The organism is Pseudoalteromonas sp. 78C3, assembly GCF_002836695.1.
In the GTDB taxonomy this organism is placed as follows: Bacteria; Pseudomonadota; Gammaproteobacteria; order Enterobacterales; family Alteromonadaceae; genus Pseudoalteromonas; species Pseudoalteromonas arctica.
Genome location: NZ_PJAV01000091.1, coordinates 1 through 10,821 on the forward strand (window position 1 = coordinate 1; position 10,821 = coordinate 10,821).

11 protein-coding genes are annotated in these 10,821 nt (G+C 39.9%); 10 read left to right on the forward strand and 1 reads right to left on the reverse strand.

Going from position 1 to position 10,821, the window contains the following annotated elements:
* Nucleotides 1-73 precede the first annotated feature (73 nt).
* The 9 genes from CXF76_RS02215 to CXF76_RS02255 all read left to right on the forward strand — a co-directional run bounded on the left by CXF76_RS02215 (nt 74) and on the right by CXF76_RS02255 (nt 9,761).
* On the forward strand, nt 74-3,628 hold the full coding sequence (locus CXF76_RS02215; RefSeq protein ID WP_101162960.1) for a contractile injection system protein, VgrG/Pvc8 family: 3,555 nt from the start codon (nt 74-76) through the stop codon (nt 3,626-3,628).
* Between the two features lie 10 nt (nt 3,629-3,638).
* Complete coding sequence (locus CXF76_RS02220; protein WP_008170470.1) at nt 3,639-4,382, forward strand: Imm49 family immunity protein; 744 nt, start codon at nt 3,639-3,641, stop codon at nt 4,380-4,382.
* Between the two features lie 32 nt (nt 4,383-4,414).
* Nucleotides 4,415-4,915 carry a hypothetical protein gene (locus CXF76_RS02225; protein ID WP_008170468.1) on the forward strand — a complete coding sequence of 167 codons (501 nt, stop codon included), beginning with the start codon at nt 4,415-4,417 and terminating at the stop codon, nt 4,913-4,915.
* A gap of 32 nt (nt 4,916-4,947) precedes the next feature.
* Nucleotides 4,948-5,289: an immunity protein YezG family protein gene (locus tag CXF76_RS02230; protein WP_024592070.1), complete on the forward strand. Its 342-nt coding sequence runs from the start codon at nt 4,948-4,950 to the stop codon at nt 5,287-5,289.
* A gap of 201 nt (nt 5,290-5,490) precedes the next feature.
* Nucleotides 5,491-7,290, forward strand: coding sequence for a hypothetical protein (locus CXF76_RS20775; protein WP_231621092.1), 1,800 nt, complete (start codon nt 5,491-5,493; stop codon nt 7,288-7,290).
* Nucleotides 7,291-7,299: 9 nt separating this feature from the next.
* Nucleotides 7,300-8,046 carry a PoNe immunity protein domain-containing protein gene (locus CXF76_RS02240; protein WP_024592072.1) on the forward strand — a complete coding sequence of 249 codons (747 nt, stop codon included), beginning with the start codon at nt 7,300-7,302 and terminating at the stop codon, nt 8,044-8,046.
* Nucleotides 8,047-8,051: 5 nt separating this feature from the next.
* Nucleotides 8,052-8,858 (forward strand): PoNe immunity protein domain-containing protein, encoded by an 807-nt coding sequence (locus CXF76_RS02245; RefSeq protein ID WP_101162959.1) that lies wholly within the window; start codon nt 8,052-8,054, stop codon nt 8,856-8,858.
* Nucleotides 8,859-8,867: 9 nt separating this feature from the next.
* Nucleotides 8,868-9,197 carry a hypothetical protein gene (locus CXF76_RS02250; RefSeq protein ID WP_024591508.1) on the forward strand — a complete coding sequence of 110 codons (330 nt, stop codon included), beginning with the start codon at nt 8,868-8,870 and terminating at the stop codon, nt 9,195-9,197.
* 219 nt (nt 9,198-9,416) lie between these two features.
* Nucleotides 9,417-9,761, forward strand: coding sequence for a PEGA domain-containing protein (locus CXF76_RS02255; RefSeq protein ID WP_007586203.1), 345 nt, complete (start codon nt 9,417-9,419; stop codon nt 9,759-9,761).
* 55 nt (nt 9,762-9,816) lie between these two features.
* Here the strand turns inward: CXF76_RS02255 and CXF76_RS02260 are convergent, their stop codons facing one another.
* Nucleotides 9,817-10,209 (reverse strand): DUF1294 domain-containing protein, encoded by a 393-nt coding sequence (locus tag CXF76_RS02260; RefSeq protein WP_007586205.1) that lies wholly within the window; start codon nt 10,207-10,209, stop codon nt 9,817-9,819.
* 52 nt (nt 10,210-10,261) lie between these two features.
* Here CXF76_RS02260 and CXF76_RS02265 point away from each other — a divergent pair, with 52 nt between their 5' ends.
* Nucleotides 10,262-10,792, forward strand: coding sequence for a hypothetical protein (locus CXF76_RS02265; protein ID WP_024591507.1), 531 nt, complete (start codon nt 10,262-10,264; stop codon nt 10,790-10,792).
* The last annotated feature ends 29 nt before the right edge of the window (nt 10,793-10,821 follow it).

Here is a 10,821-nt window from a genome sequence, read left to right on the forward strand (position 1 = left end):
TATCCAGTTGATCATTAACACACAAAAAGGTATGTTTACGCCACTAATTTTACCGAGCAGGGATTGCAACGTTTTGACTAAATCTAATTTTTTTTTGAAGGTTAATGACAAAGACTTTAATGTTACTTACCTACATGGCTACGAAAAAATTAATAAAGGCTTTAGTTATTCACTCACCGTTGAATCTTCAGTAAAAATCAATACAGATATACTACTTGCTAATGCCAGTGTGATTTTTGTTAATAAAAATAAAAGATATAGAGAACAATGCGGCCTGATTACATCTGTAACCAATATGGGTGTATTCAACAATCTACATCGCTTTAAAATAAACATTCAAGATCGATTATCCACCTTAAAAGACACCTCAAACAGTAAAGTCTTTATTACCGTAAACGTACAAGATGTATTAAATTACTTAGCACAAAAAGCAGGTTATTCATCAGGACAAATCGTTTTTAGGACAAGCTCCGCCTTACCGCATTTAAAGCAATGTGTGCAAGCAATGGAAAGTGACTGGGCCTTTTTTAATCGCTTGATGTCTCAGCATGGTCTTTTTTATTGGATTGAAAGTGAATCAAACACCGAAACACTTGTTATAAGTGACAGCAACCTCAACAGCCCCTATTTAAGTACGGGTGTATTAGAAGTTAAAGCAAACGCGGGGATGAACGCCCAGTACTGGGGTAACTTTGTCGGCTTTATGCACAGTGAAGTAACACAAACCTTATATAATAATGCAGCGCAAAGTAATGCCCATGGACAATTCCAAAAAGTAGCCAGTAACAGTCAATCTTTTTTCGAGCCTGCTGCAAACTCAGACGCCGAAGCATCAGCACAAACACAAAGCTTTAGTAATGCATTAGCCACACACAATAAACTGGTTACGCTTACGGGTAATGTATCTGATGTATTTGCAGGCTGCTCAATTTCGCTTGACGATAATATGGGGTTTGCCAGTGGTGATTTGCTATGCATTGCAATAGAGCACACCCTTAATCAAGCAAATGACGAAAGCAGCCATGAAGGTGAAACGCACTATCACTGCGTAGCGCAATTTATAGAGCGCGGTACACCTTACAAAGCAATGCCTGAGCCCCACACGCCTAAGCCCATGGTATTTCCAGCAACCGTAGAATCTCTCACAAGTAATGCATTTGTAGATGAACATGGCCAATACCGTATTCGTACCGAGTTTGATAAAACAGCTCGCCCAGTAATTCAATCAAGCCCTGCACTAAAAAAACTAGCGCTATATGCTTGTGAAAATCAACCTCAAGCCACTGGCTGGCACTTTCCACTCGTTGGTGGCTCTGAGGTACTTATTGGGTGTATTAATAACGACCCAAATAATACATTTATAATGGGTTTTGCACTAAACGCCGACCAGCCAAGCGTAGTTACAGCCGCTAACCCAACACATAATCGCTTATTAAGCGCCGCGCAAAATGAACTCCTGTTCGATGACGACAAAGATGTACCCAAAGTCATCTTACAAACACTCGCCAGTGAGCACTATATTGAATTAAATGCTATAAAATCAGGCCGCCAATTTATTCAATGGATAAGCCAACTCGGGACTATAAATTTACACGCTGGGCGCGACCTATGCCTTGAAACAGAACAAAACAATGTTCAGTTTGTTATTAAAAACAATCAATTTATTGATGTTAAAAATAACGTGTCGCAAACCACAAATAACAGCCATGTAAATTATCAAAGTGGTGGCAGCCAAGCCTTCAGTGGTAAAAATGCGGCCCTTACGAGCGAGAATGAAATATCACTCCTCACCGGACGTGCAGTAAAAGTAAATGCCCAAAGCGACATACTCCTTAAAACCAATAACAGCGACTTAAAGCTTAATGTGCCTACTGGCTCTACGTTTTTACAAACAAACAATAATATAAGCATAACGGGCTCAGGTAATGGCGATTTAATTATTCACAACGCGGGCGGCGAGATAAAACTCGACAGTCAAGGCAATGTTGATATTACCGCCACTAACGTACTTACACTCGATGGCACATTTATAACCTTTGATGGGCCGGTTGATTACGACATAACCAGCCCACAAACAGCGCGGGCACCGAGCAATGCAAGCCCTGTTAACATTAGCCAAGTGACTGCGTTTGATTTGGGTGACAATACGTTATCCGCAAGTACACTCGCTCAGCTTGAACTTGAATACCTTTATGATGATGGTTCGCCCGTTGATGGTATTGACTATATTGTTATCGATAATGAGGGCGTTGAACATACCGGCTCACTGGCAAACGGTGTAGCCACCTTGGCTAATTTACCGCAAGGTAAAAGTGATGTTTTGCTGCGCGCAACCACTCAAGCGGATGAACAACAACTCATCCAACTGCGTAACGACTTTAAACAACATCTCACCTCTATGCTTAATGAAATACGCAAACAAGCAGCTATTGGCGATGCTATTTTTGAGCAAGAGGACTTTTTTACCCAATGGATGATTGAAACCGGTGCACGCGCAACGGGCCTGTATCAAGGCGCAAAGTCCCTTGTAACGGGTATCGCTGATTTAATCGTATTGGGGATTGATGTAAATATCAGTGTGTATTCTGCCTGCTTTAGAATGATTGACGCTGTTGCAAGTGGTGATAAACACGCGGTTAAGCACGAACTTGAAACAATTTTAGCCTTTAGCCAAAAAACAACCAGTACATTATCAGATGCCTTTGAATTATTACTCGCCTTAATGGACGATGAAGATACCCGCAATACACTCGCGCGCTTTCCGTATGACTATATTGAAGCCCATTCGTACGTAGATAAACAACGTATAACCGGTGTAATGGCCTTTGAAATATTATTAGCGATATTAACAGGCGGGGTGGGTGTTGCCGCTTCTGCAGCGAGTAAATCAAAACACCTTGCCAGCGCCAATCGCGCACTGGTTAATATGGCCGATATACTTAAGCGCAAACAGCTAGATAAAACAATATCGCACACAGTATCGCCTGAGCAACCTAAATTAATTGAGCGCATTGACAAGCCCGATGCGGCATTACAACCAGGTACCAATCGAGGCGTAACAACGCAAGTGTCAGCACTTAAGTTAGTAAGAAACCCTGCTCTTGATGCCCATTACAAAAACCTAGCGGACTATGAAACGGCATATAAGAAAAAACTAGCCAAAGCTATTAATGATAAAGATTCTAGTAGCCGCATTGGCGCATTTAAAGCGAAGCTGACCGAGGTTAAAGGAGAACGTGCTGCAAGTGCATATATGGCAAAACACTTTTCTAAGCCACCGCCACCTGCGAAAATGGAATTAGGTTTTGGTCCTGGGCCCGGTTTTGACCAAGTTTGGGCTAAGCGTGATAAAGACGGCAACGTGCTAGAATACTTTATTGTAGAAGCTAAAGGACCTGGTGCCAAACTTACTAAAGGAGCCAAAAAGGGAGATCAAATGACTGATAAATGGATTGATAACACTCTGGCTAGCATGAAAAAATCTAAAAAATACCAAGCTCAGAATCAATTAGGTGAAAATTTATTCGATGCTATTGAAGATGGCGATCCAAAAATAAGTAAATTAGTTATCGAAGCTGTTGAAGATAACGGCAAAATAATTGGTGGAAAATTACAACCTTTACCGTAGAGAAATTTTAATGTTAAATTTAAATAAATGTGAAATTGACTTTGAGCGACTATTTAAACGTGCTCCTATTGTTTTAACTAAGCGAACACCTCAAATACTAGACAATTCTGTTTATATAGAAGTGAGGCAGCAAGCCACCTTTGTGGTAGCTAATAAATATATTGAATTAGCATATGCATACTATGTATTAGAAAATTTCCCTGAAACTAAATCATACTTCGAAAAAGCAGCACCTTTTGCATTTTTACGAGGTTTTGACCCTGAGTTAAAAACAAGTCATAACGATTGGACTATTCAACAAGATCTCAATATTGTTCTTCTTTTTGCTGAGCAGGAAGTTTTAGAAAAACTTAAACACAGTGAAATAAAACTATCGAGTGTTCAACATCAAGCCAAACTCCAATATGTTGAATTATTAAAAAATATTGTTACAGGTGGCACACCTGAGCAAAGCGATATTGATGCCGCCTTACTTGAAACCAAAAACACCAAGGATAAAGATGTATTACAGTATATCCTCCCGTTAATCGAAGCGATTTCTGCTTTAACATCAGCCGATATAACACTTTGGCAAGCCAGTATTGATAAAGCCATAAAATGGCATACTGATGAATGCAAATTTGGTGATTACAAAGATATGGAAGAAGGCTTTATCTGTTTAAATGCGCTTACTATGGCTAAATTAGGCAAAGACCTGCACGGCTGGCAATGCCAAACCAATTCACTTTATCTACCCTTATTTTTAATTGATTAGTTCGCTAATCACACAACACGAGCCTATTACCTATGAGCAGCTTAATTCACTTATTACTTATTGACGAAGAAAGTTACCCGACCTCGCTTAACGGTGATGATGAAAGCAAATACCAACAGTTACTGGAAATTACTGAAGAAGAAGCCATTCATTGGCAGTCAATCGAAATAAACCTGCGCGGCTTTGAGCCAGCACTGCAATTGTGGGATGCCATCGCTGGTAATAGCCGCTTATTACTTATTGCTAGTTTTAACTTTTTCCCTCATAAGCTACTACCACCTGACGCTGATATTAGCGGTACTTTCGGATTTTTTCCTGCTGATATGGTCAAAGATTTATATACCATAATGGAAGAAAAATACGACTTCGATATTAGCAATTTGGAAGGTCAGCAAATTATTGCTGAAATTGAGCAAGATGGTATCGACGAAGTAAACCCCGAAGCGTATGAGCTAGTTCGAGACAAGTACTTTGTAACCTTTAGAGATGCGGCTGAGCAAGGTAAATCAATCGTCGTACTCATTGAGCAATGATTAATGATGTAAAGTAACGCTAAGGACAGCAAATGCAACCCGACATTAAAAACATCCCGCAACACCTAGGTCAGTATCTTTATCAACAAATTGATGCTCCGTGGCTTGAAGCACAGCTTATTTTAGATTGCGATAATAATAATGTGATTGAGTGCAAAGCTCACTTTAAAGCAGATGACGAAACACAGCATGCAATTGCTGTATCTGACAATATAACAGCGTTGTTTAAAACGTTATTTGACCACGCCATTAAAAATGAAGTGGAAGATTGGCAACGTGCTATTTTTACAATGACGCGTAAAGGCCAATTTAACTTAAACTTTGAACGCGATAATAACGATGAAGAAGTAATCGCCGCTGTTCCAACACGTTAAGCAATAATTTAACCGCCCTTTAACAACATGGATGCTTGCTGGTGCTACAGCCTTTTAAAATTAGTACCTTAGCTTTTGGCTGTATTTCAAATTGGGTCCCTCATTTACTTCTCATTCTTTTCTCTTTGTGCAATATGTTTTTTGAGTAAATTATTCACAAAGAGGGCTAGAGACGCTGCGCTTAAAAAGTAAAAGCTTAATGTGCCTAATGGCTCTACGTTTTTACAAACAAACGATAATATAAGCATTACGGGCTCAGGTAATGGCGATTTAATTATTCACAACGCAGGCGGCGAGATAAAACTCGACAGTCAAGGCAATGTTGATATTACCGCCACTAACGTACTTACACTCGATGGCACATTTATAACCTTTGATGGCCCAGTTGATTACAACATAACTAGTCCACAAACAGCGCGGGCACCGAGCAATGCAAGCCCTGCCAATATTAGCCGCATTAGTGATATAACCATTAATGACGCAGGTATTGCTGCAACAACGTCAAGCGTAGTGGATTTACTTTATGTTTATCAAGATGGCAGCCCTGTAAAAAACGCACCTTATACAATTAAATTTGATGATGGAACACAAAGCACAGGCCAGCTAGATGAAGACGGGATAGCGCAATTAACCGACGTACCAAATGGTCAATTTACTGTTCAATACGGCGAAGATACGCGCGAGTTTGAACCACAAGATAACACCACGCCAAACCCACTTTATAAAAGAATAACCCCCGCCTCTGCCATACAAATGAGCAGAGCTGGGCAAGCAGCAACACTTGATGAAGCAAGCAACATAGCCAGCCAAGCAGGTGATTGGTTATGGGGAGCACTGCAAGGTGATTGGTTATGGGGAGCACTGCAAGGTGACTTTAATAAAGACCCTACAACGGCGCAGATTGTGGTAGGCAGTATTATTTCAATGATACCTGTTATTGACCAAGTCATGGACGTGCGGGATATTTTAGCCAATATAATGCTACTGACTGATGACGATAAAGCCAACGACAGTGATGGCTGGATTGCCTTTACGCTCACCGCGATAGGTTTAGTACCGGTGCTCGGCTCCGCGGTAAAAGGCGTCGGTAAAGTGGTGATTAAAAACAGCGGCGACACAATAGAAGCCGCAATTGCAGTGTTACGCAAGTTGGGCAAAGGCGACCCTGTTCAGTATTTACGTAAAATAAATTGGCAAGACCTAGGTAAACAAGCAGCCAGCGAAGTAAAAGCCTTTATAAAAGGCCTGCGCGATACACTTCACGAAATATCAACAAGTTGGCAATATGATTTGCTGCTGCCACAGCTTGCCATAGACGGCATGCAAGCCACGATTAAACAGCTTGATGAAATAGCGCCCAAAATAGACCAGGGCGTTAAAGACGCAGCAAGTGAGATTGGCAATCGCGTAAACAAAGCCCTCGATGAATTCGAACCGCCGAAAAGCACCGGTATTGTGGGTAAACCTAAAAAGAGCGTTGCGAATGAATTAGATGCGCCAATTAGTAATGAGCTTAAAGGGGCTAAAGCAGCGAGTCGCTTAAGCCTGAAAACACCTGATGATTTTAAAGACATATTTAAATCACTTAATCATAGAAAAGCAGCCGCAGGTGAATATAATGCCCATGCGTTAATGACATCAAAAAACTATAAACCCATCGGTAATACAAATGGTCAGTATAAAATGGGCGAAACGGGCATTGATGGTATTTATTCTTATATAGGCCCGCCACCAAAAACAGCCATTACTGAAGCCAAGTACAACAAGGCCAGGCTAGGAATGACTAGTGACGGCAAGCAAATGAGTGACAAGTGGCTTAATGATGAAAGACTTGAAAAAGCAGGGCTAAGTAGGAAAGAACGATCGAAAATTTTGAAAAGCCTAGATAAAAATGATGGCTCAGTTGAAAAAATATTAATACGCAATAAGCCTGATGGTACGCTTGTTGTAAAAAAATTAGATATTAGTGGGAGTGTCATCGGTACACCCCTAGGCTTTTAGGAAGAAAAAATGCTTAGAGATAAATTAAAAAGTAAAGCTTACTTTGATGAACAAGTAGAATTTAGTCTTGAAACAATTCAAGAATACATTGATGACCTAAAAAATGATAACAGCTTAACTGTTAATTCAAAAATGAGGTTTTCTTTTAGACTCGTAGATTACACCTCAAGATTGCTTCACGAACGTTACTCTCGCGGAGACAACTTAACTGAGCTTAAGCCTCATTTACTTGAAGCACTTGAATACCGTCAATGGCAAAAAGACTATGCTGACGCCTTGCCTGCAAATGAGCAAAAAAATCGTATCGATTGGGAGGAGTTACACGAAGATGATTTAAGGCGCACAATTATTTGGCTTACCTTTGCCTACTGCTTGGGCATGGGTGAAGACTATTACCTAAAAGCATTTGAGCTTATAGCTAATCAAGGGCAAGATGCTTTACTCGATAACCTCGCTATCGCGATGGGAGATAGTGAACGCCAAGCTGCAACAATGCCGTTATTCAAAAAACGTTTTGGTAAGTTATACAGTGTTATTGAAGGGACACCCGAGCAGCGACCTGAATTAGTGAAAGCATATCTTGATGCATGGTATAAAGCCGAAGGAAGCCCTGATTACCACTTAATGGATACGGATGCTTACATTGGCTACTGGTGCTGGGGTTCGGCTTTAGTCGTTAAACTTTATAATATTGACGACAGTAGCTTTATTGACCACCCGTATTACCCTAAAGATTTAGTTCACCTTAAAGGATGACATGGATGTTACGTGATAACCGTAAGGATGAAAGCTACTTTCAAACACTTACAAGTGACCTTGATGAAGCACTAACTGAAACACAAGCTGCACTCGACGACGCTGTATTTACTTCCCCTACTCAGCGCGTTGATGTGGCTCAGAGATTGTTTCAACTAGCCATTATGCGAGCTGTGGCGCATTATTCTTATGGTGCCTATATTGATGAACTACGCCCTTTTGTACTCGCTATTTTACCTTATCGTGAACAGCTCACCTTGGTAGCTAATAACATTCCACAACCCCATCAGTTTTACCGTGTTGATTTTGAGCAACTTGGAGGCGCTGGCGATGCGTGTGGCTCTGCGAATATAAATCGCTATATTTATACGCTTTGGTGGCTGTCGTTGCTAGTTGCCTGCGACGCGCCCACTGAGCATATTAGTAAAACGCTTGATGTCATTGGTGAACAAGGTAAAGATGCATTATTTGATGCTATTGCCGTAAAGCTCGGTGATTCACAGCGCCCTATGGCAAAAACCCTCTATTACCCTGATGTTTACCAGTGTTTGTTTGATGCCTTTAGTCTTGATAAAAATACGCAAGCACAGAAGCTAAACCAGTTTATATCGCAGTGGTATGCCCAACTTGATGATGCCGACTGGCACGGCAACCATGAATGTAATTGTGAATTTGAATATACTGATTATTATATTGGGTACTGGTGTTTAGAGCATGCGTTAGTGGCAAACTTACTTGGTATAACCAAAGTACAGCTTACGCCACATCCAATGCTAGCCAATGATTTAATACGTAATAAACATGAGCGCTAAGGACAGCCAATGCAACCTGATATAAAACACATCCCGCAACACCTAGGTCAGTATCTTTATCAACAAATTGATGCTCCGTGGCTTGAAGCACAGCTTATTTTAGATTGCGATAATAATGTGATTGAGTGCAAAGCTCACTTTATTAAAGCAGACGACGAAACACAGCATGCAATTGCTGTATCTGAAAATATAACAGCGTTGTTTAAAACGTTATTTGACCACGCAATTAAAAATGAAGTGGAAGATTGGCAGCGCGCTATTTTTACTACCACTCGTCAAGGTCAGTTCAACTTAAACTTTGAACGCGATAATAGCGATGAAGCCACTTTATTACTTTAAATGAGCAGCATAAGCATAGCGTTAAATTTATTTAAAACTTTATAAATTAATAACAATAATTGAACCTGAGCTGGATACATATTAAACTGTACGCCAATTTGTTTTTTAAACAAACGAAAGTCAAGGAAGACGAGTTAGGTACCCCAACTTATTAATACTCCTCCATGATATTTCGTGACATTTAACATTTATTATTTAAAATAATTTTACGGAGTACCTATGAAAAAATTAAGCGCACTTTTGGGTTTACTGTTATTAAGCGGTTGTTCTACACCTCCTCCAGCCCAAGAAACTGAGCAAGTAGTTTTAGAACCTATTGCAGAGATTAACGAAGTAGCTGCACCAATTTCATTAACAGTTATTACTAACCCTGCTGATGCTCGCGTTCGTATTATGAATATCAACCCTGTTTACAAAGCTGGTATTGAGCTTAAAGAAGGTAAATACGATATTGAAGTAAGCAAAGCAGGATACCTTACTTACAGAAAATGGGTTTCAGTTGATAAAAAAACAATACTAACTGTTGAACTCGATACAATGGAAGCAAGCCAATCGGCTCAATAAGCTTCTCAGTACGTTTTAGTTTATATGCCTTAGCCTGGTTAATTTAATAACTGGCCTAAGGCATATTAAATCCTTCATAAAGCCACAAATATCCTACTGCGAAATAACTACCAACATTAATTAAAATACATAACCACAACACAATAATAAAACGTCGCTTTTGCGATTTATGACGAAGTAATTGTTGAGCAAGTAATGCCCCCGGCCATCCTCCAAATAATGCAAGTAGTTGCAGTGTACGCTCTGGCGTGCGGTTTACTTTTGTATGTGAAGAACGCTTAGCTTGTCGCTTATCCCACGCGTACATTAAAAAAGTTATAGCACTTAATACACTTATATAACCAGGTACATATATTGGTATATAAACAGGTAAGTATTGCAGCGGGTAAGCTAACCAAATGGCAGCTAAATAAAGCAATGAGAACGTGATTAATATTTTCTTTATCAATTAATTATCACCTATACTGGGCTTATAAGAGCCTAACAACGAGAGCCAAATTATGACATATTTTAAATCGCTATTCTTAGCATTATGTTTATGCACATTTAGTAGCTTTGCTAATGAAACTGCCAGTAACCTTGATAAAGAGCTAGAAGTGTTTAAACCTTACTTAGGAACGTGGCAAGCAGACTTTAAAGTACCAGAAGGCGCTAAAAAAATACAAGATGTTGGCCGTTGGGAACGCGCTTTAAACGGTAAAGCTATTCGTACCATGCACTCGATTAACGAGGGTGAGTATGGCGGTGAGTCGATGATTTTTTATGATAGCAAAAAGAAGTCACTCGTATTTTATTATTTCACTACGGCAGGATTTTACACTAAAGGCACAATAACGGTATTAAGCCCTACTCAGTTTGTAGCCTATGAGGAAGTAACAGGCAGTAAAGAGGGAGTGACTAAGGTTAAATCTACTAGTGATTTAAAAGACGATAAGTTTATTGTATCGACCTCTTATCTTAAAAAGGGTGAATGGACTAAGCCCGAAAGCAGAAGTTATACACGCAGTACAAAAACGGTTAAATTTAAATAGCCGCGATTTATAAACACAAAAAAGGCAGC

Bases quoted from the DNA above. Each gene is read 5' to 3' on its own strand.
- CXF76_RS02220 (WP_008170470.1), top strand. From the start codon at position 3,639: ATGTTAAATTTAAATAAATGTGAAATTGACTTTGAGCGACTATTTAAA.
- CXF76_RS02255 (WP_007586203.1), top strand. From the start codon at position 9,417: ATGAAAAAATTAAGCGCACTTTTGGGTTTACTGTTATTAAGCGGTTGT.
- CXF76_RS02245 (WP_101162959.1), top strand. From the start codon at position 8,052: ATGTTACGTGATAACCGTAAGGATGAAAGCTACTTTCAAACACTTACA.
- CXF76_RS02230 (WP_024592070.1), top strand. From the start codon at position 4,948: ATGCAACCCGACATTAAAAACATCCCGCAACACCTAGGTCAGTATCTT.
- CXF76_RS02225 (WP_008170468.1), top strand. From the start codon at position 4,415: ATGAGCAGCTTAATTCACTTATTACTTATTGACGAAGAAAGTTACCCG.
- CXF76_RS02240 (WP_024592072.1), top strand. From the start codon at position 7,300: ATGCTTAGAGATAAATTAAAAAGTAAAGCTTACTTTGATGAACAAGTA.
- CXF76_RS02265 (WP_024591507.1), top strand. From the start codon at position 10,262: ATGACATATTTTAAATCGCTATTCTTAGCATTATGTTTATGCACATTT.
- CXF76_RS02250 (WP_024591508.1), top strand. From the start codon at position 8,868: ATGCAACCTGATATAAAACACATCCCGCAACACCTAGGTCAGTATCTT.